Here is a 26,865-nt window from a genome sequence, read left to right on the forward strand (position 1 = left end):
ACTGGGGGAAAAATTCTCTCCTGTGCACCCTAACTCCTGCCCCTCTGCCTCTTCAGCCAATTACCAATTACCAATTACCAATTACCAATTACCAATTACCAATTACCCATCACCAATTACCTAATTCGCACGAGACAGCATGGTTAGCAATCCTTGCTGACCTAGCAAAATTTCTCGCACCAGACTGAAGATTGCCACCCCAATGATGGGTGTAATGTCCACTCCGCCTATGGGTGGTACTAGCTTTCGCAACAGCAATAAAAAGGGTTCTGTGGGCCAAGCTATGAGATTAAAGGGGAACCGATTCAGATTCACTTGCGGATACCAAGTGAGAATGATGCGGAAAATAAACAAAAATATCATCAGTCCCAACACAAGGCCGAGAATCAAAGCAGTCAGGTTAACGCCAGTCATTGGTTTGAGCTACTATCTGTGAAGAAAGAAAAAATTTGCCAGCTTGGGAATTTTAAGCTTTGTAAAGCATTCTCTCTCTAATTTTAACCAAATGCTGTCACTTCCTTTGGCAATAGAAAAGCAAAGTGGCTGAGGTGGTGAACTTAGTGAAGCGATTACTAAGTACAAAATTTCGTCAGTGCGTATCGTTAGAAGACAAGATTTAGGGCTTTTAGTTGTGTTGTCGCACTAAAACGCGACTATCAACGTTAACGCTACGAATTTATGTAAAGCTGTACTAAGTTTGGTGGCTCACAATTTAGAGGCTTCTCAAGAAAGTGATACACCATTAAAATTGAGATGAACTGTGTAAAAAAAGGTTGAGAACTATGACGCCTTCTTTAGCAAATTTTCTTTGGAGTCTTGTAGCGGGTGCTGCGATTGTGGTTATCCCGGCGACAGTTGGTTTGATTTTCATTAGCCAGAAAGATAAAATTCAGCGTTCTTAATGCTTGGGGGAGTCGCTTTGACTCTGGGGACTGGCTAATGGGGATTGGGGACTGGAATATTCTTCTTTTCTCTCATCCCTAAGACCCAATCCCCAAACCCCGATTGCGATCAACGGCTTCAGAGCTGATGGCGCCAGATGCTTTGAAGCTTAAATATATTGCGTCTAATTAAAGTAGTGATTTTAATTGTGACTCGCTAACATAGATTTGATGTTGGGAAAACAGCAATGATAAATTTTGGGCTGAACTCAGCCAGTATTCTAGGTCAGGTAAATGTAGGGGCCACTCCAGCCACTTTTCTAGGAATTTTCCTGGCTGTAGCTGGGGCAGCTCTGTATTTTCTCCGCACTATCCGCCCTGAGTTATCACGAGATCAAGATATCTTTTTTGCGGCGGTAGGTCTACTCTGCGGCTTCATTCTCATTTTCCAAGGATGGCGGTTAGACCCAATTCTGCAATTTGGTCAGCTGCTTTTGGTGGGTACAACTGTGTTTTTTGCGGTTGAAAGTATTCGCCTGCGGAGTATAGCTACCCAGCAAGCGAAGCGCAATACTCCGATTGTGGACGACGAGCGAGAGGTGAGCAGAAACTACTCATACTCTGAGCGGCGAAATTATGAGGCTGAGATGGATGCAGACTTAGAGCCACTACCTTATGAAGAGGAGCAGCGCCCGGCACGTCGGCGAATTCCAGGTAGTAGGGATGAGCGATCGCCTCGTGATGACTACTACGAAGATCAAACCCCCCGTCGTTCTGAACGCCGCAACACGCGGGAAAGACCAGAAGTAGCAGATAAAAGACGTCGTCCTAGTTCTGGGCGTCCAGTGAATCGTCCCTCTGAGAGTTATGAAGATGAAAATTGGGGTTCTACTTCTGCTAAGGAAGTAGATGATTGGGATAGTTCGGGCACAGAAACCAGAAAACCGGCACGTCGTGGTAATAGCGGTAATAACAGACCCCAGCGTCCAGAAAATCGCGAAGATAATGCCACTCCTAGACCGAGAAGGCGTCGTCCACCTGCTGACTCGACTCCTCGTCGAGAACGGGAAGATGATGAGGCGATACCAACTGAATATGTACCATACAACCCGATTGAAAAGCCAAATGGCGAGCCAGATAATTCGACCGATTTTGACGACGATATTTAAAACATTTGGTGTTGAGTCAGGCTTAGAGGCGACGGAAAACAGTTGAGGTGAATAAATTTACGCCTACATTTTGGCTCCAAAGACCACTTTATTGGAGCCTGATTTTTGGTTTAACAAGTTTGGTTGTATCTTGTGGTACTAATGAGATTCCTCTAGGGTCTACTTCGCTCAACAGTCGCTACACTGAGGAGCAACCTGCTTTGAGTGGAAATGGGCGTTTTTTGGCGTTTGTATCTCATCGCAATGCTAATCAGCAGTTACTGGTGTACGACTTAGAAGAACAAAGGTTTATTCGCACACCAAGCTTAAATCGACCAGAGACAATTGCCGAAAGTCCTAGTCTGAGTTATACCGGACGTTACATTGCTTACCTTACGAGTGACCAAGGTAGACCAGTGGTAGCGCTTTACGATCGCGCTACCCAACAGTCGCAAATCCTCACTCCTATCTATCGCGGCTGGGTAAGAAATCCCCATATCAGCCCAGATGGACGTTATGTTGTCTTTGAAACCGCTAGCCGTGGTCAGTGGGATATTGAAGTACTAGACCGAGGCCCCAATATTGAGTTAGATATTCCTAATGGTGCAACTGTAGCCCCACCGTAGTCAAGGAGATGGGGAGATGAGGAGAATTACTAATGACCCCTCCGGGGTTCGTCAGTCGCTCATGGGGGAAACCCCCAAGACCGCGCTGACTCACCAATTACCAATTGCTTTATTTTTATGTTCTAGTTTATTAACTGGGTGTTTTGGCTACCCTCGTCTGTTGAGTTATCCGTTTGATCCAGGGGGCCGGGGTCTGAATAGTTTGGCTTCAGAATTAAATCCCCAAATTTCTGGGAGATATATTGTGTTTATTAGTGACCGTCGGGGTAGCCAAGATGTTTATATGTTTGATACACTATCTCGCAATTTGGTGGATTTACCAGGAATAAATTCTTTGGATGCGATCGCCACTCATCCTAGTGTGTCTGAGGATGGTCGTTATATTGTTTTTGCTTCTAGTCGTCAGGGTCGCAAGTCTATTTTCCTCTACGACCGGGAAACACGCCAATCGCGGAATTTGACTGCTAACTTGCCAGCAGAAGTTGGCAATCCTACAATCAGCGCTGATGGTAATAGGATTGCTTTTGAGACGAGTGACAATGGACAGTGGGATGTTTTAGTCTATGACCGTTTTGGAAGACGGTTAAATATACCTCAAGATCCGAGGTGAGCAAGAGGTAATAGGCAATAGGCAGGGGGAGAAATTCTCACTTCTTACTCAGCGCTTAAGACTCAGCTTGTTGCACAGATTCAATCAGCGATCGCACTTGTTCAGTTCCCTCTGAAGGTTCAAATGAAAGAGGGAATTTACCCCGGACTATCATCCGCAAGCCTAGAGGTGCAAGACTGAGTAATCCTTTAAGATCGCGAAAGTAGTTACCGACAACTTGCACACCAAATTGACGTTCATCAATCCAGCCACCTTCTTTTACTAACTCGATCAATACTTTGCGGTGACGAATTGAGCGACTGTCGCTGGCTTGTTTGCGATCAAGAATTTCTTGTTTAATTTTGGTGATTTGCTCTAGTGGAGCCACTTCCATTGGACAGACTGAGTCGCAGTAAAGACAACGGGTGCAACCCCAAACACCTTGAGTACCTTCGTTATAGCTTTCTAAACGATTTTCAGTATCGCTATCGCGGGAATCTGCCACCATCCGGTAGGCTTTAGCGAGAGCATGGGGGCCAACAAAGTTGGAATCAACTTCCCTCGCATTGCACTCAGAGTAGCAAGCACCGCACATAATACAGTTACCAGTTTGATCAAGAAGCGATCGCTCTTGTGGTGTTTGCAAAAACTCCCTTTCTGGTACTTTTCGCGCTGCTGTACTCACATAAGGAGCAACTGCCTCCAGATTATTCCAAAAACTACTCATATCCACAACCAAATCCTTAATTACAGGCATATTCCCTAAAGGAGCCACCGTAATTTCTGGAATAGCTGTGTCCTGAGATTTTGGCGATGGGATTTGCTGTAATCTGGCAAGTTCGCTGCCAACATTTTCCTTACAAGCTAAAGCCGAACGCCCATTTATTCGCATAGTACAGCTGCCACAAATGGTATTGCGACAATTTTTGCGAAATGCCAAAGTCCCATCTTGCTCCCACTTAATCCGATTGAGACAGTCCAGGATTGTATTGCCTGGTTCTGTCTCCAAGAGGTAAGTTTGCACAACAGGGGAAGAATTTTGTTGCTGCCGAATGACTTTAAAAAGAACTTCCATTGCCACCAACCAAAATCTTGAAATTACTCCACCTGCCTCAGAAATCAAGAGTACAGACAGGTGGTTGCGAAAAATGAGCTATACCCTTGTTGCTCTTTATTCAACTTCAGCTAGTTAATAGGCTGATGAGCAAAGAGCTACTGATTCTAGTTTAAGGATAACCATTAAAATTTTAGTTGTAGAAGCGCCGCCAGCGACATTTGTCTCCAACTCTACGCCCAACAGCAAATAAAGTAATCAAGGCTATGGATTTAATGGGATCTGTTTGTCCTGCTAGGGAAGAGGCGTTGCATCCTCCAGAGAGACTTGCTTGCGTTCATTCCCTGCATAGGGAAAATAAGCAAATAAAATACACGTTAAGTTATGGATACATCTTGATGTCAACTTGAGTCAAGTCCTGGCTAAAAAATCCCTCAAGCGCCAGCAAAGAGGAAATTTTTTGGTTATATATTCGTGTTAAAGCGGATGAAGATCATCTAGTGGCGGCAATTAAGCACCAGGCAAATGTGGTAAATTTATTCTTCCCCTAGACAGACGTGCAGAATAAGTTGAGAGTTTGTTGCCTGATTGTCATAAACAGTGAGGAAAATCTACACTGCTGTCTTGAAAAGTTCACGCACCGGGAAACCCGGACGCGCGAGAGTTTTCGCTTTTTGTCTGCTCTCAATCAAGAAAATCTGGGATTTAACTCATTGATCAAAACTGAAGAGTCGAAATTAGATGAATTTTTATAAAATTTGTGCGCCAATACTCTCTAGGCAATAGAGCATGAGAAAAATCCACATCGCTTTTTCCCCAACCTAGTCCAGGAATTTAGATAAAAGTTTACCAAAGACTTTAATTCAAATTTAAACAAATATTTTGCTATTATTAGTCCATGCTAGTATTTAATATAAAATTACGAAGAAACAAAACCAGTATCAATAGCCGTATAAGCGCGGCTGCTACCGCTTTGTTTCTTCGTAATGTAGAGATCAGAAAATTCACGTCTCTACAGGCAGGACAAAAGGGTGATATGTCCGTAAGTCCAGATTCAAATACTATGCTGTCCTAAGCTTGAGAGGATGAGTAGGGACAACCCGACAACTCAAAGGCAATAAAGGCAAGCACTGAAAGTGAAAAACCTGCTATTACTGGGCTGCTACGACTTATTTGTAGTAGAACCAACCCAATTTGTAAAGGTGGCTTAAAGTTACACCGCTACAGTAGCGCCAAAAGAGAAAAAAAATAATTTCCGATGGCGAATGATGGTTAAAAGTGCCGTAAAATCACCGAAATTAATGTTTGTGGCGACCATGACATCTAATCTGTTGTGGATAACCATAATAGAGGTGTTTGGGCTGCCTATCAGCAGGAATTAACCCCTTACCCTAGGGTTCTCAGTCGCTCTGTGCAGATGCTAAAAAGCCAAACACTGGCACGAGACGACATAGTTTATCAGTTTGGAGAGATTAAGGAAATTTTGAGCGTAATGACAGAAACTGCAACCGCGCCGTTAACCGGAAAAACACTGCTGGCTAAAGTAAAAGAACTTTCCACTTTACCAAGAAGAGAAAGAGCCAAACAGTGCGGCTATTACACCGTTACTAAAAATAACCAGGTTCGCGTCAATCTCACCGATTTTTATGATGCCTTGCTGTCGGCTAGAGGAATTCCCCTCAGTCCAGAAGCACCGAAAGATGGACGTGGTCGCGAACCGACATATCGGGTTAGTGTCCATCAAAACGGTCAGATTGTGATTGGTGCTACCTACACCAAAGCAATGGGCTTAAAGGCTGGTGATGAGTTTGAAATTAGGTTGGGTTACAAGCATATTCACCTGATTCAACTTGGTGAAAGTGATAAAAAATTAACCGCGCCAGATTTAGACTCAGACGATGTTGACGAAGAAGAATTAGAAGATGAAGAGTAAAATCTTCTAGTGATAGGGGTAAGTTTGAGGCGAATGCTTGATAACTTGTCCCTATTTCTACAGCCAACTAACAACTGTAGCTGGAAATTTGGGTCACGGCAAAAAAATAAGATTCGACCTACGGTGAAAGTCCTAATTGCTTCGTTCATGAGTACAAGCAAAGAGACTTTCACTATTTGTTGTGAGCGTAGCTTATGGCGTCTCTGGCACAAGTTGTCAATTTTAGCTTAAAAAGTAGAAGCCTCTCACCTACCCGATAGGGAGGTGATGAGATGAATACGAGTGAGTTGACGACAGTTCTCCGACCAATGCCGCAGGCGAGGAAGGAGAACAAGTCCCAAACGTAGCTTGCTTCCCGAAGGGTACAAATCTTAATTCTTCTCACCAAGTGATATAATTTGACTGATAGGTGTAATCCAATTAAATGCTGAAAAGCAGCCTATCATAATAAAAGCTAATTGTTTGAATCAACCAAAGAACCGTGGGGCGCACGGTCTTAAAGCTCAGTCAATGTCTTCAAAGAAGAGTCCCCCAGATGCCCACACTCACCCAAACGCGAACAGCGTCTCGCAGAGAAGGGGAGTGTGTGGAGTACGTCACTAGACTCTTGATTAATAAGCAAGAAATTTATTTCTGCTTATAATCTGTAGTGTTTTTTTGTCGGTTTTGGTAGCATTTTTAGAGCCATCAGCCAATACCTTACTGGCATTTCAGGAAGATGAAATGCTAGAGGTCGTGGTGATGGCATTTTTCATTGCTTGGGTAGGATGCTGGTTGCCATGAGTAGGGATATTAGCGATCGCTCTCTGCGGGTGCTGTTGCCCAACCATCCTTTCAGAATGGTTGCACCGTGCCTTTGGTACGGTGAGACCTATGTGAAAACGAAAATATTCAAAAAATAAACACTGTCGTTAATCGTCTAAATGAACAGTAATGGTCAAATCAAGATTCTGTTTCTCGCAGCCGACCCCAGTGATGTTGCGCGATTACGCTTGGGGCAAGAGTTGCGCGATATTCGGGAGCGGCTACAACTAGCTAAAGAGCGAGATAGATTTGTGATCGAGTCCCGTGAGTCTGTACGTCCGGGAGATATCAGCCAAGCCATATTTGATGTTGAGCCGCAGATTGTGCATTTCTCTGGACATGGAACAAGTGCCGGGGAGCTTTGCTTTGAAGACTTACTAGGAAATTACCAACCGGTACAACCCGAAGCCCTAGGGGCACTATTTGAACTGGTAGCTGATCAAATTAACGGTGTAGTTTTGAATGCTTGCTATTCAGAAGCCCAAGCAAAAGCCATTGCAGAACATATTCCCTTTGTCATTGGGATGAATCAAGCAATTAAAGATCAAGCGGCGATCGCATTTGCAGTTGGTTTTTACAAAGCCTTGGGTGCTGGAAAGACCATAGATAAAGCTTTCCAGTTCGGTTGCGTAGAAATCAGACTGCAAGGCATTCCAGCCCATTTGACTCCAGTTCTGTACATCAAACCAGAGGTACAGCAGATAGCTGCCAATGCTCCTGGTGAACCAATAATTTCTCCGCCAAATTCCCCTACAACTAATCTGAGTACTGGACAACGACGGCGAATTTCACAGGAACTCGAAGGACTCCAGCAACAATATGAGATGTTAACAGACAAGCTGAATTACCTGCAACGGGAATTAGTCACACAAGCAGGTGCTGCTATTAAGTTTCAACTCCAAAAAGAAATTGAAGAAGTTGAAGCCGAAAGAAAGAAAGTAACTCAAAAAATCGAGCAGTTAGAAAACAGCCTGTAATAAAAATTACAATTTTCGTTGACTTTGCCAGTGTTATATTTAGTTATATGGTTAGGTTTATTCGTGCCTAATTACTTAACAAAGAAACTCACGTATGTTTTCAGTTCGGCACTTTCAGCAAAAACTCAAAGAATCACAGCAAGAGTACAAAGTTCTCAGTGAGAAAATATCTCACTTAAAGGAAAAATATCACCGAGAGGCTGGCGCTGCAGTACAGTTTCAGCTAAAGAAAGAGATAGAAGAAGCTGAATCAGAACGTGAGCTTATTGTCAAGCAAATTGATAAATATGAGAATGCAGATAAGATTGAACGTCTCAACAATGCCCTGTTACGCCTAGACTACGAGAAACAAACACTTTTATTTAAAGAATTTATTGAACAAGAACAGCGAATTGGAGTTTTTCTAGTTCATGGAGAATCAGAAGAACATGGGCAAATCTGGCTATTGAACCGTCTGTTAGGGCGAGTGCCGGAGATGGAGACGATCACACTAGAATTTCACTTGTCTCGCAAATCACGGCGACATGATATTAGTGCTTTATGGCGAGAATTGGGTGATAAAGTTGGGGCAAGATTAAACTCCCGTGCAAGTATAATCACTGAGGAAGAAATTGAACGCGTTCTTCAAGGAGTTATTCAAAAGTTAAGAACCGAACACGTAATATTGGTTCTTCATCAGGTAGATCATGTAACTGAAGCTTATCTTAACGAGCTTTTACATAACTTTTGGTTACCATTAACAAGCTTAGTACGTAAGTCTATTGACCAAAAGAGCGATCGCTTACTGCTGATGTTTTTAATAGACTGCGAAGGTTGTGTCAGTACCTGGAATATCACCTTTGCACAGGAGTTTGACTCAGCTTGGGAACCGCATATTCCCATAAGTTTGCCCATGATTAAGTGTTTATCTAGTGATATCTTGACTAATTGGTTCAGATATGAAGTTGAATCACTACCAACCAGGGTAACTAAAGAAATTAGCTCTAACGTTCAGGAAATTATGCTGATGAGTGAAGGCGTTCCTGAACTTGTGTTTGGGCATATTTATGATTTGTGTAATTGTGATGGGCAAGAATGGAGGCATAGGTGGCAAAAGCTATAAACGGAAAGCGGCTTAAATACACAGGCAAGATACAACCCAAGCCTGGAGAACAAGATCCGCAGACAGGGCAACTTTTGTATCCTTATTTGCCTAGTGATAAGTTGGTAGAAGCGGTGAATTTAGCGATCGCACTCGAACGCCCCTTACTATTAAAGGGAGAACCTGGGTGTGGCAAAACAAAATTAGCTCGTGCTGTAGCTTATGAGTTAGGTTTACCCTATGAAGCTTGGTACATCAAATCAACCAGTCGGGCGCGGGATGGACAAGTAATTAGTTAAAATATTTTTGCTGATGTCGCTCAAATCTACTTAACACGCGTTAGACTATTCATAGTCGAATTAAGTAGGTTTTAATGCAACATGTCACTCCCAAGGAAGCGGCTAAACTCCTTGGTGTCCACGTCTCGAGTTTGCGAAGATGGGAAAATGAAGGAAAGCTCAAAGCAATCCGGACACCAGGAGGTCAAAGAAGGTTTATCCTCGAAGAAATCGAAAAAGCAGCAGGTATCCCCAGAACAATTAGAACTGTTTGCTACGGAAGGGTTTCGACTCATTCCCAACAAGACGATTTGCAACGACAGCTTGAGCATTTACGCCAAGGATACCCAGAGGCGGAAATCATTTCAGAAACTGGAAGCGGACTCAATTTTAGAAGGAAAAAATTCCTCTCAATTTTGGAACGAATCATCGACGGCGATATCCAACGTCTTGTGGTTGCCCACCCCGACCGACTTGTTAGGTTTGGGATTGAATTGGTTAAGTGGCTATGCGAAAAATTTGAGTGCGAACTCGTGGTTCTCAATGACCGCAAGCTCAGTCCAGAGCAAGAACTCGTACAAGATATGTTGTCGATCATCCACTGTTTCAGTTCAAGGCTTGACGGACTTAGAAAATACTCCCAGCAAGTCAAAGAAGAGTTACAAAAAGAAAACCCGTCACTCAAGGTCGAAATCGACAAAGCCGCAACCGAACAGTGTGCAGAAAATCAGGCTATATCCTAGCAAAGAATTGCACAAAGTTTGGAAGGGCTGGTTAGCTCAATATCGTTATTATTACAACGAAACTATTAGCTTGCTTCGCTGTTTTCATGGAGTTGAAAGGGTATCGGCTGAAGCATTAGATAAGATGTTACAGCGGTTAGAGAATATTCCCGACTGGGTGAAAAGTATCCCCGGTCATCAACGACAAGAAGCTTGCTTTGAAGCTTATGATGCCTTTAATAGAGCCAAAAAAGATGGCGGGTCAGCCAAATTTAAATCGGTCAAAAGCACAAGTCAAACAATCCAATTTAAAGTGGGTAATTTCCGAAATGGTACGTGGTATTGCCAGAAGACCAAAGGCTTGAAATTTACCACAATTAATCAAGCTGTACCGGATGAATGTTTTTATGGCACAGAGCTTATATACCGTCGTGGTAAATGGTTTGGCTGTTTTCCCTGTGTCGCAGAAGTTCTTACTACTGGCAGTGAACGAGTAATTGCCCTTGACCCAGGAAATCGCACTTTCTTAACTGGATTTGATGGCGAAAACGTCTTAGAGATTGGCAAGGGAGATATCGGACGCATACAAAGATTGTGTCAGCACCTTGACAGATTGATCAGCCGTGCCGCTCAAGTTAAAGCCTGTCTTCGCCGAAAGATGCGGATGGCGGCCAACCGTGTTAGAGACAGAATTCAGAATTTAATTAAAGATTTGCATAATAAGGCTACCAACTTGTTAGTTAATTCTTACAAGATAATCTTCCTTCCCACTTTTGATTCTAGCCAGATGGTGCTCAAAAATCAAAGGGGGAAGAAACGCAAGATTAACAGCAAGTCAGTACGTCAGATGCTAACCCTTTCTCATCACCGTTTTGAACAACATCTCAAGCAAGCGGCATTAAAAAAAGGTGTATTAGTTGTACTTTGCAATGAATCTTACACATCTAAAACTTGCGGTAACTGCGGTCATATTCACCATAAATTAGGTGGCTCAAAAACCTTGAAATGCCCACATTGCGGAACAATCATATCTCGTGATGTGAATGGCGCACGTAATATTTTGTTACGTGCTTTGCAGGCAACTGCCTTCACCGTGACGCATGATTCTATTGTGCTGTCGGATTCCTCCGAATTGACGGGAAGCTATAGTTAATCACGTTTAGGCGTTTTGATTAGCTTAAAAGTTGCACGTTTGGGAAAAGCTGATATTTACTATTTTCACAATTGTCCCACTCGCTATCTTTACCGTGACCCCACACGCCAAAAAGCTGAAGCTGTGGCAGATTTTCTCATGCAATTGCGTCCAGAACGTTCTGCTGTGTTGATTTTTAGTGATGGGGGAGCCGCTAGGGGGGGGTTTAGTGGGGAACGCTGGGAATCAACTGTAAAATTTATTGACAAATTGAAACAGCGTGTGCGTCATATAGCATGGCTAAATCCAATGTCAACAGAACGCTGGGATGGTACGACTGCGGGAGAAATTGCCCGTTTAGTGCCGATGTTTGAAATTAGCCGTCAGGGATTGGATAATGCGATCGCTATTTTACGCGGAGGGGGAAACATTACACAATTAAAATAGAGGGTAGTTAGGCAAGGAAACAGCCGATGGCATACAGTGAATTCACACTTGCTAAAGTCAGAGATGCATTTAGCTTAAATTTGGAAGAAACCCGCAATTTATTTCCAGATATAGCAGTGGTGCAGCCTTCCGACCTGCTGAAACGGCTACTAGATGAAAATCTCACTTTGGCGACTGCTATCAACAGCGAAAAAGCCCGTTCTGAATTCATCATTGCTCCCGTTTTATCTGAAGTGAGGCGGCAGTTAAATTATCGAATCAGCCTTTTTTCTGGTACAGAATTTAATGTTAACCCGGCTCAAGGACTTTCAGGTTTTTGTGACTTTATTATCAGCGCGAATAGTGAACAGTACTTTATTAGCGTTCCCGTGGTGACAATTATCGAAGCAAAAAATGAGAACATCATCGCCGGCTTAGGACAATGTGCCGCCACGATGATTGCTGCTCAGATATTTAATCAAAGAGCCGGAAATGAAATTACCGTAATTTATGGAGTAGTCACCAGTGGCACAGCTTGGAGGTTTTTGACTTTAGAAAAAAATACTTTATCTATAGACTCAATTGAATACTACATTAATGCAGTCGATAAAATATTAGGAATCTTATTACAGCCATTTCAGAGGTTGTTATCTAAAAACTTAGTTTAAGGCAGAGAGAAATAAATATATGCTAATTCGGTAGAAGAAATGAAACCAGAAGTCGCCACTCGTCGGATAGAAGCTTTTGAGCAACGCTTTGGTGAAACACACCTATATTTTGCTTATCAAGCTGCTTTTCCTTTAGCACTTACCCCAGATTTGCTTTACCGCTTGTGGGCGAATTTTCAGCGCGATATTCATGGCGCAGATTTGAAAATACCCTGGTTAGCCGTGGCGGATTTATTGCTTTCTAGTCTTTGTGACGAAGTGGGACATGAACTCTATGAAATGGATACAGCAGTGCGAAATGCGCTGTTGAAACAATTAAAAGAAAATCCCCGATTTGGCGAAAAGCGAATTCATGAATTATCTGATTTTTTGCTTAATAGTATTCAGCAGCAAATAGAGAGTCATGATCCTGATATTAGAAATTTTGCTCAAGTGCAAAGGTGGACAGCTTTAGCATATACAAAACCAAGTGAAGCAGCGCGAGAATTAGCTTCTGTTTTGGCAGGTTTGAAGTTGGAAGAAAAAGCCGAATGGGTTCGCATGGCTTCTGTGATTGAAACTTTTGCCGAACCTTTAGCCGGGTTTGAGCCATTATTGGTTTATGCGCGTGTAATAGCAAGTTTTGTTCGTGGGAAGCAGGAAAGTGCAATAGAAGAAATTACGCAATTGCTAGGTGAAAAAGGGTCAGAATTACAAATTAGTGGCGTACAACTATCTATTCCTAAACAGATACTCGATGAAACTATATCTCAGCAGATTTTAGAAAAATTTAATCTTGACAAATATAAAACTAGCACACTTAAAGCTTCTGACTGGGGATTAGCAAGGGTTGATAGTGCTAGAACAACTAGAGGGTGGAATAAATATGAGTTATTTTGGTTAGAAAAAGCCCTTGTTTCAAAATCTACTTTAACAAGATTTTGGCGGGGGTTACCTATTCGTCAGGAGAATTTCATATCTATCTGTGAATCTGTCGGTATAGAACATTGGCAAGATATTACAGAACCAAGGCAGCCTGGTCACTTTAGTACTTTACGTACTAAGATAACTGATATTGAAATTCTTAAAACATCCTTGCGTGATCTAGGAATTGCGGTTAAAACTGAGGCTGATGTTCGTGGATGGAATGGTCAGCGAGTTAAAGCTGATGTTGTTGCTGTTTTAGAAGGTGAATATGACATGGGTTGGTCGAAAAATTCTGATGGTTCATTTGATTTGATAGGTGATTTGTGGGGTATTGCTCAAAAGCATAACCAGATGGAACTAATTAACGCTATTAATCAGAAGTATGCTATGAATAAAAGTTTATTAGAAATAAAGAGACGTTCTTGAAATTTACAATGTCCTCGATGTTGTTCACATAAAACTCATAAATATGGTTACCAATTTGGTAAACAAAACTATATTTGTAGAAACTGTAACACACAATTTTTAGAATCTTAACAAGTAGATTGCGTTACGCTTTGCTAAAGCACCTAATCCTTATATAAAAAATAAAAAAGCCATTTTTCACAAATATAACGGTGCGTTACAGGCTTCGCGCTAACACATTCTACAATTAACTTACAACTAATAAACTTCGTCGTGAGTTCCTAGATTTAGTAATAAAATCGCGGTTTCCTCATCCTCTGGATTCTGGAAAAACTCGAAAAGAATACGGTAATTATAATCGATTGAGCATGACCAAATATCAGCCAAATCGCCTTTTAGTTTATGAGTTCGTAAAGTAGGCTAAGATAGATCTTCTGCTAACTGCCGTAACGTTTGTTCAATCAAAATGCGTAATTGAGGATTTCTCCGAACTAAACGTTTAAAAGCACGAAGAAATAGAGGACTCCAAGCAAGTTTCATCAATCATCTAAAGCCGCTAAAAAATCATCAACCGAACCAAATTTAACCTTACCTTCAGCATAATCTTGACGGACTTCAGCAACTTCTCCTGCTAATTGAGAGCGTCGTGAGGCATACAGGCGCTTTTGAAGAATGTCCAGCAGAATTTCTCGATCCTCTAAAGCCATTGCTTCCACAGCCTCAATCACTTGCTGAAAGGATGATGTTTGAGAGGAATTGCTCATCTTTTAACTGTTGTTGGGGTATTGCAACGATTCGTAAAAAATTCCGCCATATTGAGTGAAATGGTTACACACAAAGGATTGTAGATATATTCAGTCCGTCCAAAAAGATTCAAATCTCTGGGGAGACATTTGCGTGTAACGCACGGTGTGGTGAATATTCTTGTGTCCCAAGTAATCTTGAATTGCTCTGGTATCATGACCCTGGGCTGCTAAATAGTAGCCACAAGCATGGCGCAATTGATGGGGATGAACTGGTTCAGTGATTCCAGCGCGCTCGCCAGCGCGTGCGATAATGTGACGAACGGCTCTAGTTGATAGTGGAGCTTTACGCTCAGACACAAAAACATAGGGAGTATCAGGATAATCGCGTTGCAATTGACGCAAGGCTCTTAATTCTGGAGCGCGTAACGGATGAACAGTATCATGCCCATGTTTGAGACGACGAATGTCGATATAACCCTCTGACAAATCTACTTGTGACCACTTGAGCGCAACTAACTCAGCAGTACGAAGTCCATGCCGGAACATGAGTAAAATCATCGCTGCATCCCGCACAGAGTGCCGACCGATAGAACGAGCCGCACAGATCATGGCATCAACTTCTTTCGGTCGCAAATATTCTCGTTGGCGTGTAGATGGGCGTTTAGCTGGTGGAGTCGAGTAGTTAGTTGACTTTGCCGAAAATGGAAGTTGAGTAGTGTGGGTAGACATGGGCCAAATCCTCATGTCTTAGTTGCTATCTCCAGCATACATTGCCTAAAAAGAGACGAACTAGGCAAAGTTATAAATTACCTCAAACGAGAGGCTTGTATCTTTTAAACTTAAATTCGCACTACCCCTTAATCATAGAGAATTTTAACGTCCGTGCCAAGTCTTGCTGAAACTGCCTATCCCCGACTGAAAAACCAGATTAGTTCCAAAGAACTCTTAGAAATTTATACCCCAACTGACCTTGAACTTCAGTTTGCCAGCCAACATACCAAAGGTAAAGTTGCCAAATTAGGTTTTTTAGTGCTGTTAAAAACTTTTCAGCGATTGGGATACTTTGTTTTAGTCAAAAATGTGCCTGATGCAATTATTAAGCACATTGTTGAGGCAGTTAAAATCAACTTTATTCCCCAAAAGTTGGAGAATTATGATAGATCAGGAACACGCTGGCGACATTTAACTCTAATTCGGGATTATCTCAAAATCATCCCCTATGGTGTCGGTGCAAGGCGAATTATCGTCAAATCAATGGCACAAGCAGCACAAACCAAAAATGACCTAGCTGACTTAATCAATGTAGCGATTGAAGAATTAGTTCATCACCAGTATGAATTACCTATTTTCACAACTTTAGTTCGTGCAGCTAGAAGAGTTAGAGCAACTATTTCTCAAATCTTTTATCGACAAGTAGCAGATGGTTTAAATCTAGAAACTAAGGTCATGCTAGATGGGTTATTGGAGACGAGTATTCTCAATCTCAAAACTCCTTGGTATGAACTCAAACAAGACGCTGGTAAACCCATACTCAAGAATTTAAAAGCATTAGTCGAGCGGTTGAAATGGATAGATGAAATTAATCCAGCTCAGAAACTATTAACAGATATTCCTGATAGCAAGGTTAAATATTTTGCAGCCGAAGCTATGACCTTAGATGCGGCACGCATGAAAGAGCTAGAACTTAATAAACGTTATACATTGACATTAACTTTAATTGCCATTCAAGCCGCAAGAACACTGGATGATATTGCGGAGATGTTCATTAAAAGAATGCTCAAGATTCATTTCTATGGACAGGAGGCATTAACGCGTTATCGTCAAGAACACCAAGCCAGAAGTGACAGATTAATTACGACCTTAAGAGATGTGGTAATTGCTTACTCCAGTGAAGGTCAAATCTCCCAAAAATTCACTGCTATAGAAACAGTTATTGGCGAATCTCCCGAACAGCTTCTAGAAGATTGTGAAGCTCATATTGCCTATGCAGGCAATAATTATTATCCTTTTCTGTGGCGATTTTATAAAAGTCATCGTTCTACTCTCTTTCAGATTCTCAGATGGGTAAAACTCCAGTCAACTACCCAAGATACTTCCTTAGAAGAAGCAATTGAATTTTTGAGTAAGCATCAAGGAAGCCGCAAAGATTGGTTAAAAACAATCATAGTTGAAAACCCAGGTACTGCTGAAGAAAAAACCAGGAATTTACTCAACTTAGATTGGATACCTACGAAGTGGTGGCAATTAATCACCAACCAGAAAAACCGTCATTCTTACCCCACACGAATTAATCGTAAGCATTTTGAGGTTTGTGTTTTTTCACAGGTGATGTGGGAACTGAAATCAGGAGATTTATATGTAGAAGGAAGTGATGCCTTTGCTGATTACCGAAAACAGCAGATTTCTTGGTCTGATTATAAGGCGACAGTTGCTAACTATGGAGAATTAGTCAATTTACCTGTTGAAGGAAAAGCCTTTGTTGTTCATTTAAAAGAGTGGCTTTCTCAGGTAGCATCCCAGACAGATAAATCTTTTCCTAAAAATGAGTTTGTTCGCCTAGAAGATGGCAAACCAATTATTCAAAAAACTAACAAGAAGGTTAACCAGGAAAAAGTAAAATTGATTGAGTCTCTCATCAGAGAACGGCTGCACCCAGTTAACATACTGGATATTCTCACCGATACAGAACTCTGGTTAAACTGGACTCGTTTCTTTCACCCAATTTCAGGATATGAAGCTAAAATCGACCATCCAATTGCTCGTTATCTAACTACCACTTTTTGTTATGGTTGTCATTTAGGAGCTTCTCAAACAGCCCGTTCTTTAGGAGCGTTTGACCATCGACAAGTGGCTTGGGTTAATCAGCGTCATATTACTGAAGAAACCTTAGATAAAGCGATTACTTCAATTATTAACGCTTATAATCGGTTTTCTCTGCCTAAATTTTGGGGAACTGGAAAACGAGCTTCAGCCGATGGGACAAAGTGGGATATTTATGAGCAGAATCTTTTAGCAGAATACCACATTAGGTATGGTGGTTATGGAGGCATTGGTTATTATCATGTTTCTGATACTTATATTGCCTTATTTAGTCATTTTATTCCTTGTGGTGTATGGGAAGCCGTTTATATTCTTGATGGTTTGTTAAATAATCAATCAGAAATTCAACCTGACGTTATTCATGCTGATACTCAAGGTCAAAGTGCGCCTGTATTTGGGTTGGCTTATTTGTTGGGAATCAATTTAATGCCTCGCATTCGCAACTGGCATGATTTAAAGTTGTATCGTCCTACTAAGGAGTCTCGTTACCACCATATTGATGGTCTCTTTTCTGATGTAGTCGATTGGGATTTGATTGAGACTCATTTGCCAGATATGTTACGGGTTGTTCTTTCAATTAAAGCGGGAAAATTTACCGCCTCAACCATTTTACGTAAGTTAGGAACTTATAGCAGACATAATCGACTCTATCAGTCATTCTCTGAGCTAGGGCTAGTGATTCGCACAGGATTTTTGTTGTCATATTTATCTGATGAAAAGTTACGCCTTACCATCCAAGCTGCATTAAATAAGAGTGAATCTTTTAATGGTTTTACCAAATGGGTCAGTTTCGGTGGATCAGGTTTAATTCCTAGTAATAATCGAGATGAACAACGCAAGATGATTAAGTATAACCATTTGGTTTCAAATTGCTTAATTTTCTATAATGTCTTTGAAATGACGAGGATTTTGCAGGAATTAATTGCTGAAGGGTATGCCATTGATGAGGAGATTATGGGGGCGTTAAGTCCATATCTGACTAAACATATCAACCGATTTGGACGCTATAGCCTGGATTTAAATCGCAAACCCCCAGATGTTGATTATGATCTGTCTCTAATTCCCATGGATGTAGATAATTCTTGAGATAGGCATAAGTGAGGAAAGAGTTATGGTATCGCTAAAACTCTCTCTGGGCAAGCGTTTCATGCGATATGGCGGAATTTTTCATGAATCGTTGCAATACCCCTTGTTGACTTTAGCTTGATGATAACAAGATTCCCGAATTATCAGATAATTCGGGAATCTACGCTATGCAATTAACCACCAAAACCTGGGATCAACCAAAACCTGGGATTAAACGCTTTAAGGCACGACCGGCAACGTCGCCATATCGCAATTCACCACACAAAATTTTACCCATGATTTGGGCACCAGAGGGACGCTTGACACCGACTTTGTAACCAATGCCGGGGAAGCGATAAAATGCTCCTGCTAATTTTTGCGCCCAAGCCATATCGGAACCCCATTGTTCATTAATGGCGTCGCTGTATTTTTCTAAAGCTTGGATATCACCAGAAAGAGCTTCATTAATAGCTCCCGCTGCTAGCATACCGCTAAAAATAGAGGGGCGGATGCCTTCTGCTGTAAAAGGGTCAACCACACAAGCAGCTTCCCCAGCTAATACCGCGTTTTGGGTATGTAGCTTTTGATTACCATCCCATAAGCACAGGGGATGACCATACTGTTTGCTAGTTTTAACATCGACATTGAATGATTGAGCGTATTCATCCAAAATCTTTTTAAAGTCTTGGGGTTCGCCGCCAATGAAGGTACCAACGCCGATAGAATAGCCATCAGCTTTGGGAAAATTCCAGATGTAGCCATTCTTGAGCAGTCCAAACTCAAAGTGAGCCGTGGTTTTTTTCTCCACATTAGCCTCTACTTCTGCTTCCAAAGCTCCTGCTATGCGCCGTTTGCGGTCTTTGAAGCCTAGCCATTTTGCCATTGAACCTTTAGCACCGTCAGCAGCGATTAAGTAACGTCCTGTAATTGGTCCGTTGGCTGTGTTGACTTGCCAATAGTCGCCTTTAAACTCAATGCCTGTGACTGCTGTATTATCTTGCAGTTCAGCCCCTTGCTTCTGGGCTTGCTCAACGAGAAAGTGGTCAAAAACATCTCGCCGTACCATCCAGACGGGTTCTTTAATGTCGATTTTCGCTTCTACAGGGTCGCCTAATTTCCAGGTGAAGCGTAGAGAGTCTACTTTCACAGAAATGGCGGGGCTAAAGTCAAAGTCAAACCATTGGGCGATAACTGGTGATACACCGCCGCCACAAGGCTTATATCTTGGCAGGGATTCTTTTTCTAAAACTAATACTGAGCGACCCTGCTTGGCTAAATGATATGCTGCTGTGCCACCTGCTGGGCCAGCGCCGACGATGATGCAGTCGTACATATGGCTGAATTTTTGCTCCTGAATTAGTTGATTTTTCTGAATATCTCTGTATTCTACGGAGAGTTTGTCTGACCGGAATTTAACTGAATTTTGAGATTGTGTGCCGAAAATTTTATAGCATTTGGTTTTACTTAGTTCAATATTTCTTTTTTAGTAAATATTTGTTTATAAAACCGCTGCTTTGATTAATTCATGTTTAATAATACTCTACGATTAGGCTATTTTGTTCTAAGTTTGCCGATAAGTTTTGGTAATTTCAATGTCTTGCTAGATTCCAGTTCTCTGATCTATTTTGCCTAACGGCTACTACCACACAATTTAGTAGTTACATCGGTTACAAATTTTTATGATTTTAGAGTGAAGATGCTCTGAAAGGATAAAGGCTGAAGAATATGTCTAAATTCTTCAGCCTTCATCTTTCGTAGGACAGAGTTTATACAGTTGAGATGTCTTTCTCTTTTTCTGCCAGCAATTCGTTGACTTTGGCAGTGTACTTGTCTGTCAATTTTTGCAGTTTGTCTTGTTGATCCCGTGCTTCATCTTCCGAGATTTCGGCGTTTTTTTCCTGTTTGCGAATGGAGTCTATGGCATCGCGGCGAATATTGCGAATGCCTACTCGACCTTCTTCGGCATATTTGGCAGCAAGTTTGGCTAATTCTTTACGGCGATCGCTGGTTAAGGGCGGAATGTTCAACCGAATTACGGAGCCGTCGTTGCTGGGGGTTAAACCCACATCTGATAAAGAAATCGCCTTTTCAACTATATTCAAGCTGCTGCGATCGTAGGGCTGAATTAGGATTGTCGAAGCATCCGGTGTGCTAATGTTTGCTAATGATTTCAGGGATGTAGGTGTACCGTAATATTCCACCTGTACCTTATCTAATAAACTCGCATTGGCGCGACCAGTGCGAATTGTATTAAAAGCTCGTTGAGTAGCCTCAACGGTTTTTTGCATCGTATTCTCAGCTTCAGCTAATTTCACAAGAACCTCCCACAAGGGTGCCAATAGATTCTCCCATGACTGCTCGGTGGATGTTACCTCGCACCGTTAAGTCAAATACAAGAATGGGAATATTATTTTCTTTACATAAGGCGATCGCGGTACTATCCATTACTCGCAAATCTTTGGCTAAAACGTGCGCGTAGGTGAGGCTAGTGAAACGTTTGGCGTCAGGATAAACATGAGGGTCAGCATCGTAGATGCCGTCAACCTTGGTGGCTTTAAAAATCACTTCGGCATCAATTTCTGCGGCCCTCAAAGCAGCAGTGGTGTCAGTAGTAAAGAAAGGATTTCCTGAGCCAGCGCCGAAAATTACCACCCGCCCTTTTTCAAGATGACGGATGGCACGACGACGAATATACGGTTCAGCTAATTCTTGCATAGCGATCGCAGTTTGTACCCGCGTCTGTACCCCTGTGCGTTCCAGCGAATCTTGCAGCGTCATGGCATTCATTACCGTGGCAATCATCCCTATGTAGTCAGCGGTTGCCCTGTCCATCCCCGCTGACGCCGCTTTGACGCCCCGAAAAATATTACCGCCGCCAACGACGATGGCGAGCTGAACGCCAGTGGCTACCACCTCTCCTACTTCTTGGGCTATTCCTTTGACCACTTCTGGATCAATGCCATAGCCCATATTGCCCATTAAGGCTTCACCGCTCAGTTTGAGTAAAACCCGTCGGTAATTCGTTCCCATGAAGTTTCGCTTTATCAAAAAAGTTGCAATTGCCTCCAATTTAAGATAGCAGTACAGTGACCATCTGTGTCTACTTGCGCCACACTAATGCAGTCCCTACTTGTTCCGTTTCCGGCAACTGTATTGCTTGAAGAGTAAACAAAGAGGCGATCGCATCTCTTAAATAATCCGCTCCTGTCGCCGATTGCTCTTGGGGATGATCGTCGATCTGTCCTTTATAGCGCAAAATTCCATCACTATCTATTAAAAAAGCTGTTGGTGTTGTAATCGCACCAAAGCTGTGGGTTACATCTTGGGTTGAGTCCCACAGATAGGGGAAGTTCAACTCATAACGCTGGGCAAAAGCCTTCATATTGTCAAAATTTGACCCAGATTCATGATTAACATCACTGCCATTCAACCCAATCAGTGTGAAGCCACCAGGGGCAAATTCAGCTTGAATGCTTTTTAGCCTATCTAGATAAAGCTCAACATAAGGACAGTGGTTGCACATGGAAATGACGCAGACTGAGCGGAACGTCTTGAGATAACGTCCGAGATGGTGTACTTGATTGTCAGTTCCTGGCAATTCAAAATCTGGTGCGTAACTCCCAACAGGAGTATTAATTGTTTCCAGTAGAGTCATCCTCTTTCGCCCGAAAGAACTAGGAACAAAAAAAAATTGTCAGAATCAGCGTCAGTTTCCAATTGCAAACTACCCTTTAGCCGATGCTTGATACCCAATTTATTTTATAGACCAATTTTACCACCGTGAACTACCTACATCAACCGCTTGCAGTATGATGTAAGTCTCCCAAGGCTAAAAATTTTTATTTTAAATAGTTCAAGAATTTGCTCACAATAAAAATAGCGATGACCATAGTCTACCGCTTAAGTCACAGCCTTATATTCAAAGCTTTGTTTTCTTTAAAATTCCTATGACTTCCTCTACTTCCAACACAAGAGTTACTGCCACAAAAACCTGGAATTGGCAAGGTTTCCCCATTTGCTATCAAATCCAAGGAACTAATGGCCCAGCTGTAGTGCTGGTACATGGCTTTGGTGCATCATGGTGGCATTGGCGGAAAAATATACCAGTGCTAGCAGAAAATTGCCGCGTTTATGCGATTGATTTGCTTGGCTTTGGCGCTTCAGCTAAACCTCAACCGGGTGAAAAAATTGCCTACACACTGGAAACTTGGGGACAGCAACTAGCAGACTTTTGTCGGGAAGTTGTCGGTGAACCAGCTTTTTTAGTGGGAAATTCTATTGGCTGTATTGTGGTTATGCAAGCATCAGTAAGCAACCCAGATATTGCCTTAGGAGTTGCCTTGCTTAATTGTTCCCTCAGGCTGTTGCACGATCGCAAACGAGTAACTTTACCCTGGTCTCGTCGTTTTGGAGCGCCCTTTCTCCAACGCTTATTATCTATTAAACCGATTGGTGAGTTCTTTTTCAATCAAGTTGCTAAACCGAAAACAGTGCGGAAAATTCTGCTGCAAGCTTATGCGAATGCGGAGACAGTCACCGACGAGTTGGTAGATATTCTCACCGCACCAGCAAGCGATCCTGGTGCCGTCGCTGTGTTTCTGGCGTTTACCTCTTATTCCACCGGGCCCTTACCAGAAGACCTTTTACCAGTGTTACCCTGTCCGGCGATTATTTTATGGGGAACAGCTGACCCTTGGGAACCAATTGAGTTAGGTAGAGAGTTAGCGAATTATCCCCAAGTGCAGAAGTTTATCCCTTTAGAAGGAGTAGGGCATTGTCCCCAAGATGAAGCGCCTGAGTTAGTTAATCCGATTTTACAAGATTGGATTTGGGAGCGATCTGCACTCTTGCAGCAGCGCTGAGTGCAAAGCACAAGCTTTGCGCGTTCGCGATTACGCCCCGGAGGAGGCGATCGCCAGTATAAGACGAAAGCGAAAATTGAGACATAATTCCCATCTAACAACCCCCAAACAAAGTTTTTCTTTGATTTCTGGGTGGGCTATTAGGCTAATTATTGACACTCCCCGACCTAAAGGTGCGGGGATTCTTAGTTCAACGAGTCCACTTTACACAGCCACTTACAGGCATCAAAATGAAAAGGGACTACACCAAGTTGGGCAAGACAAAGACGTTGACCACAGATCCACCGATATTACCAGTGTTGGCAACACCACCAATTTTGTTAGAACCAGCAGTTTTTCTGCCAGTGGGGTAAGTGCATCTGCTTTTTCTCCCACCAGCTATCAGCTGTTGTTCCTCTGTGGATAAATCTGCAACTAATTCAGAGTTGATTATTTGAGCTGACATAATGATTCAGTAACTCTTAAGTACATAGGTGCTACACACCTCTGCTTTTATTTATATAAATTATCTCTAGATATAAAATTATCCTAAAGACACAAAGAGAAAACTAAAATTATACCTTTTGGCGTAAGTTCAACCTATTTTAAAATAGGCAATTTTTTCCGAATATAAACCTTTCACTAATCAGATAAAATTCCCAAATTATCATAAAAATTGAGAATGGCTCAAATTTATTTCGCCGAATTTGTTATTGTTGGCAGCCGCAATATTTTCAGCCGAGTTTTCTCAATTTCCACCTGTCCATCCCCACCCTACTAAGAGTTGAGAGTGGGGAGTTCTGCGAGATTGCTAAAAATTAGTTATTATTTTCCGCAACAATACCATAAAATTCTTGGTCTTGGATTAAATTTTGTCTAGCAAAAGAATATTGGCGAAATTTTTAGTAAAAATTGTCAGATTTACACTATGAATATAGTAATCCTAAATTAGTAGCGAATGCTTTTTTTTACATGATGAGTAGTCAATCTTAAAAAACATCAAACATATCTCAGTCATAGCCCCTTTTCCGTTGGTTTTAGCCCGCCGATAAGCAGATTGAGAAAGGGGCATCAAAGTCTCTCTACTAAAAGGAGAAACATCTTACATTTAATTGAGTTGATTTACTGCGCCAGAAGGAAGCCACTGGGTTTATTATATATTTCCTGAGAAGTAATTTTCCCTATTCCGGTATAATTGCTATTTTGGGGATGAAGAAAATAGTCTACTTACTAGATTACTAATTAAATTACTCAAATTATTGCCATTGGAACTAATATTTGGCGAAACCAATGTGATAGAAGACCCGATAGTAACTTGGGAAAACTTATAGTTACTACTTTGTGAGCCTGTTTCACCTCCTCCTAAGTTTAAGTTGCTATCTGCCCCAGTTTCGATATTAGTATTTTGAAAGAAAAAATTACTATTACCGAGAATATTACTATCTTGTCCAGCGACCAAGCCTTCTTGTTCTTCTTCAGACAGATTTCTGAAAAATTCAAAATTAGCGAAAATGGAATTTTTAGCCATAGCATCACCTCCTTAAATAAGTAAAATTATCACAAAGCTAAAAACTTTAAATGTTCACCTGGTTGAGAGAGAAAAGTCTCCATAGTGCCTTGTAATTTGATCTGACCTTTATCTATGAGCACGATCCAATCAGCGCGATTGACTACGCTGGGACGATGAGTGATCAAAATCGTGGTTTTATCTTTTCGCTCCTCCAAGAGGCGATTTAAAACTTCAGATTCGCTGACCGGATCAAGTCCAGCGGTGGCTTCATCTAAAATTAGTACAGGTGGATCGGTGAGGATACCTCTAGCGATCGCTAATCGTTGTCTTTGTCCACCAGAGAGATTTGCCCCAAATTCCCCTAAAACAGTTTGATACTTATTAGGAAGTTGACTGATAAACTCATCGGCATCAGCGATTTCGCAAGCTTTGACAATTTGCTCAAAAGAAATGTAAGGCGATCCTAAGCGGAAATTTTCCAAAATCGAGCGACTCCAGAAATGAGGTTCTTGGGGAACATAAACCACCTGTTGCCGCAGGCAATCAAGGGAAAGGTCTTGGATGTTATAAAAGCCAATGCGGATATTGCCAGAGTTCGGCTGATACAAGCCGGCTATCACTTTAGCCAAAGTACTTTTGCCACAGCCTGACTTACCAATCAAAGCAATCACCTTTCCCCCAGGGAGTTTGAGAGAAAAATCCTCTAATAAATCAACTCTGCCGGGGTGATGAAATTGGAGATTGGAACAACGAATATCTGCATCTCCAGAGATTTGTGCCACTGGTCTTTGACTTCCTCCCACCACTTCCGGTGTAGCATCAATCACTTCCAGTAAGCGAGAAATTGCGGTTTGGGAACGAAAGTATTCATCCACAAAGCCAACTAACAAGTTAATTAAACCCAGAACATTTACCTGTAGGGCATTAAAAGCCAGCATTTGACCAATGCTTAATTGCCCTCGAATCACCAGCATGCTCCCTAGCCCAAGTAAAAGGACGCTACCGATGGTAGAGAAGAGTCTAGAAACAGTACCATTAATAATGCCGATTTGGACGGTGCCAAAAGCTAGATTGGCAACACGCCCAAAGCGACTTTGGAATTCATCCCAGAATTGAGGAGCGGCATTTGTAGTTTTGATTACCTGTGCGCCTTTAAAAGTTTCCACCAACACACCTTGATTTTCTGCCCCCAATACCAAGAGTTGGCGGGTTTTTTGTTGGAGAATGGGCAAGAAAGGCAAGCTGGATAAAGTCATTAAGCCGGCGACGAACAGAACTGCTAGTGTCAGTTGCCAGCTGTAAAAGAGCATCAAGCCGAAAGAAATTATCGCTATAAAAAACTGGCTGGGTAACAGAATTACAATCTGTGATACCAATTGATTGATTTCATTGATATCTCGCAGTCGGCTAGTGATTTCACCACTACGACGGGCTTCGTAGTAGGCCAAGGGTAGCTGAAGAATTTTGCGTCCAAACTCTAAGACCAGCCCTAATTGCAGTCGTTGACCAAAGTGAGCAATCATCGTTGCTTGTACTGCTTGTAGGCTACTACTAAATAAGCTCATCACGACAACGGCTGTGACGACAACGGTGAGTAGCTGGGTATCTCCGCGTACGAGGACATCATCTGTAAGCAGTTGGATGAGAACGGGGCTACCGAGACCGAGTAGACCCAAAACAGTATTGATTATCAAAACTTGAGTGAGTAGCCCCCGGTAAGGCAAGATGCGCTTCAAAAAGCGTCCTAAACCACCTTTTGATTCTTCTTGGGGCTGTTCAGAAAAGCGAGTGGGATCTGGCTCTAGTAAGAGCATTACTCCACTCCAAGCTGCTGTTAACTCTTCTTTGCTGACATAACGGATGCCGACAGCCGGATCGGCAATCACGTACTTTTTGCCCCGCTGGTCGTAGAGAACGACCCAATGGTAGCCCTGCCAATGAATAATCGCTGGTAACTGGATTTCTCGGATGCGATCGGCGATCGCAGGTGAGGCTTTAACTGCCCTGGCATTAAACCCAAGACTCTCAGAGCCACGTTTTAAACCCAGCAACGTTGTGCCTAGCTGTCCAGTACCTACTGCATCTCGGCTTTTAGTCATGCTTAAAAAGCGTCCGTAATGCTTGCAAATCGAGACTAGACAAGCTGCTCCACAGTCTTCCTCACTTAACTGTAAAACACACTGATAATTTTTATTGGGTTTGAGTAGATTAAACATAGTCACCCAAGCCTTTCAAAGTTGGTACACAAATTCA

The 26,865-nt window shown here is 42.2% G+C and carries 25 protein-coding genes and 2 pseudogenes; 16 read left to right on the top strand and 11 right to left on the bottom strand.

Annotated features, from left to right (window positions below; genetic code table 11):
* Positions 1–120 precede the first annotated feature (120 nt).
* Positions 121–414 (bottom strand): YggT family protein, encoded by a 294-nt coding sequence (locus CYLST_RS26555; protein WP_015210824.1) that lies wholly within the window; start codon positions 412–414, stop codon positions 121–123.
* A gap of 368 nt (positions 415–782) precedes the next feature.
* Between CYLST_RS26555 and psbX the strand changes: the two genes are divergently transcribed.
* The 4 genes from psbX to CYLST_RS26575 all read left to right on the top strand — a co-directional run bounded on the left by psbX (position 783) and on the right by CYLST_RS26575 (position 3,265).
* On the top strand, positions 783–902 hold the full coding sequence (gene psbX, locus CYLST_RS26560; RefSeq protein WP_015210825.1) for a photosystem II reaction center X protein: 120 nt from the start codon (positions 783–785) through the stop codon (positions 900–902).
* Positions 903–1,129: 227 nt separating this feature from the next.
* Complete coding sequence (locus CYLST_RS26565) at positions 1,130–2,050, top strand: Ycf66 family protein (RefSeq protein ID WP_015210826.1); 921 nt, start codon at positions 1,130–1,132, stop codon at positions 2,048–2,050.
* A 47-nt stretch (positions 2,051–2,097) separates the two neighbouring features.
* Positions 2,098–2,655, top strand: coding sequence for a TolB family protein (locus CYLST_RS26570; protein ID WP_015210827.1), 558 nt, complete (start codon positions 2,098–2,100; stop codon positions 2,653–2,655).
* Positions 2,656–2,716: 61 nt separating this feature from the next.
* On the top strand, positions 2,717–3,265 hold the full coding sequence (locus CYLST_RS26575; protein WP_051056158.1) for a TolB family protein: 549 nt from the start codon (positions 2,717–2,719) through the stop codon (positions 3,263–3,265).
* Positions 3,266–3,320: 55 nt separating this feature from the next.
* Here the strand turns inward: CYLST_RS26575 and CYLST_RS26580 are convergent, their stop codons facing one another.
* Positions 3,321–4,319: a succinate dehydrogenase/fumarate reductase iron-sulfur subunit gene (locus CYLST_RS26580; RefSeq protein WP_015210829.1), complete on the bottom strand. Its 999-nt coding sequence runs from the start codon at positions 4,317–4,319 to the stop codon at positions 3,321–3,323.
* 1,471 nt (positions 4,320–5,790) lie between these two features.
* Here CYLST_RS26580 and CYLST_RS26585 point away from each other — a divergent pair.
* The 10 genes and pseudogenes from CYLST_RS26585 to CYLST_RS36875 form a co-directional block, all read left to right on the top strand.
* Positions 5,791–6,231 carry an AbrB family transcriptional regulator gene (locus tag CYLST_RS26585; protein WP_041233933.1) on the top strand — a complete coding sequence of 147 codons (441 nt, stop codon included), beginning with the start codon at positions 5,791–5,793 and terminating at the stop codon, positions 6,229–6,231.
* Positions 6,232–7,154: 923 nt separating this feature from the next.
* Positions 7,155–8,012, top strand: coding sequence for a CHAT domain-containing protein (locus CYLST_RS26590; protein WP_015210831.1), 858 nt, complete (start codon positions 7,155–7,157; stop codon positions 8,010–8,012).
* 94 nt (positions 8,013–8,106) lie between these two features.
* Positions 8,107–9,114 (top strand): hypothetical protein, encoded by a 1,008-nt coding sequence (locus CYLST_RS26595; RefSeq protein ID WP_015210832.1) that lies wholly within the window; start codon positions 8,107–8,109, stop codon positions 9,112–9,114.
* Positions 9,111–9,377, top strand: a pseudogene (locus CYLST_RS26600) (AAA family ATPase); the annotation flags it as partial. The gene CYLST_RS26595 and the pseudogene CYLST_RS26600, both read left to right, overlap by 4 nt.
* An 89-nt stretch (positions 9,378–9,466) precedes the next feature.
* Entirely contained in the window at positions 9,467–10,114 is a 648-nt protein-coding gene (locus CYLST_RS26605; RefSeq protein WP_015210833.1) for an IS607 family transposase, read from the top strand.
* Positions 10,089–11,246: an RNA-guided endonuclease InsQ/TnpB family protein gene (locus CYLST_RS26610; RefSeq protein ID WP_015210834.1), complete on the top strand. Its 1,158-nt coding sequence runs from the start codon at positions 10,089–10,091 to the stop codon at positions 11,244–11,246. The genes CYLST_RS26605 and CYLST_RS26610 overlap by 26 nt, the downstream gene beginning before the upstream one ends.
* A gap of 15 nt (positions 11,247–11,261) precedes the next feature.
* Positions 11,262–11,672, top strand: coding sequence for a VWA domain-containing protein (locus CYLST_RS26615; protein ID WP_051056159.1), 411 nt, complete (start codon positions 11,262–11,264; stop codon positions 11,670–11,672).
* Positions 11,673–11,698: 26 nt separating this feature from the next.
* A complete protein-coding gene (locus CYLST_RS26620) occupies positions 11,699–12,319 on the top strand; it encodes a hypothetical protein (RefSeq protein WP_015210835.1) in 621 nt (206 codons plus the stop codon).
* Positions 12,320–13,315: 996 nt separating this feature from the next.
* The gene (locus CYLST_RS26625) at positions 13,316–13,651 is read left to right on the top strand and encodes a DUF1257 domain-containing protein (protein ID WP_041233935.1); all 336 of its coding nucleotides are present in this window, start codon (positions 13,316–13,318) and stop codon (positions 13,649–13,651) included.
* An 18-nt stretch (positions 13,652–13,669) separates the two neighbouring features.
* Positions 13,670–13,762 (top strand): annotated as a pseudogene (locus CYLST_RS36875) (IS1/IS1595 family N-terminal zinc-binding domain-containing protein); the annotation flags it as partial.
* A gap of 407 nt (positions 13,763–14,169) precedes the next feature.
* Here the strand turns inward: CYLST_RS36875 and CYLST_RS26630 are convergent.
* Positions 14,170–14,394 carry a hypothetical protein gene (locus CYLST_RS26630; RefSeq protein ID WP_015210837.1) on the bottom strand — a complete coding sequence of 75 codons (225 nt, stop codon included), beginning with the start codon at positions 14,392–14,394 and terminating at the stop codon, positions 14,170–14,172.
* A 90-nt stretch (positions 14,395–14,484) separates the two neighbouring features.
* Entirely contained in the window at positions 14,485–15,105 is a 621-nt protein-coding gene (locus tag CYLST_RS26635; protein ID WP_015210838.1) for a tyrosine-type recombinase/integrase, read from the bottom strand.
* Positions 15,106–15,258: 153 nt separating this feature from the next.
* Here CYLST_RS26635 and CYLST_RS26640 point away from each other — a divergent pair, with 153 nt between their 5' ends.
* The gene (locus CYLST_RS26640) at positions 15,259–18,282 is read left to right on the top strand and encodes a Tn3 family transposase (RefSeq protein WP_015207665.1); all 3,024 of its coding nucleotides are present in this window, start codon (positions 15,259–15,261) and stop codon (positions 18,280–18,282) included.
* Positions 18,283–18,475: 193 nt separating this feature from the next.
* Here CYLST_RS26640 and CYLST_RS26645 read toward each other — a convergent pair whose 3' ends face one another.
* The 4 genes from CYLST_RS26645 to CYLST_RS26660 all read right to left on the bottom strand — a co-directional run bounded on the left by CYLST_RS26645 (position 18,476) and on the right by CYLST_RS26660 (position 21,916).
* Positions 18,476–19,594 (bottom strand): geranylgeranyl reductase family protein, encoded by a 1,119-nt coding sequence (locus CYLST_RS26645; RefSeq protein ID WP_015210839.1) that lies wholly within the window; start codon positions 19,592–19,594, stop codon positions 18,476–18,478.
* A 433-nt stretch (positions 19,595–20,027) separates the two neighbouring features.
* Positions 20,028–20,576: a ribosome recycling factor gene (frr, locus tag CYLST_RS26650; protein WP_015210840.1), complete on the bottom strand. Its 549-nt coding sequence runs from the start codon at positions 20,574–20,576 to the stop codon at positions 20,028–20,030.
* Positions 20,563–21,291, bottom strand: coding sequence for a UMP kinase (gene pyrH / locus CYLST_RS26655; protein WP_015210841.1), 729 nt, complete (start codon positions 21,289–21,291; stop codon positions 20,563–20,565). Before pyrH ends, frr begins: the two co-directional genes overlap by 14 nt.
* 70 nt (positions 21,292–21,361) lie before the next feature.
* Entirely contained in the window at positions 21,362–21,916 is a 555-nt protein-coding gene (locus CYLST_RS26660) for a thioredoxin family protein (RefSeq protein WP_015210842.1), read from the bottom strand.
* 292 nt (positions 21,917–22,208) lie between these two features.
* Here CYLST_RS26660 and CYLST_RS26665 point away from each other — a divergent pair, with 292 nt between their 5' ends.
* Positions 22,209–23,123 (top strand): alpha/beta fold hydrolase, encoded by a 915-nt coding sequence (locus CYLST_RS26665; RefSeq protein ID WP_015210843.1) that lies wholly within the window; start codon positions 22,209–22,211, stop codon positions 23,121–23,123.
* A 241-nt stretch (positions 23,124–23,364) separates the two neighbouring features.
* Here CYLST_RS26665 and CYLST_RS26670 read toward each other — a convergent pair whose 3' ends face one another.
* From CYLST_RS26670 to CYLST_RS26680, 3 genes are all read right to left on the bottom strand, one after another.
* Positions 23,365–23,568: a hypothetical protein gene (locus CYLST_RS26670; protein WP_015210844.1), complete on the bottom strand. Its 204-nt coding sequence runs from the start codon at positions 23,566–23,568 to the stop codon at positions 23,365–23,367.
* Positions 23,569–24,300: 732 nt separating this feature from the next.
* Positions 24,301–24,630: a hypothetical protein gene (locus tag CYLST_RS26675; RefSeq protein ID WP_015210845.1), complete on the bottom strand. Its 330-nt coding sequence runs from the start codon at positions 24,628–24,630 to the stop codon at positions 24,301–24,303.
* Positions 24,631–24,659: 29 nt separating this feature from the next.
* Entirely contained in the window at positions 24,660–26,828 is a 2,169-nt protein-coding gene (locus tag CYLST_RS26680; RefSeq protein WP_015210846.1) for a peptidase domain-containing ABC transporter, read from the bottom strand.
* Positions 26,829–26,865: the final 37 nt, after the last annotated feature.

Source organism: Cylindrospermum stagnale PCC 7417 (assembly GCF_000317535.1).
Lineage (GTDB): Bacteria > Cyanobacteriota > Cyanobacteriia > Cyanobacteriales > Nostocaceae > Cylindrospermum > Cylindrospermum stagnale.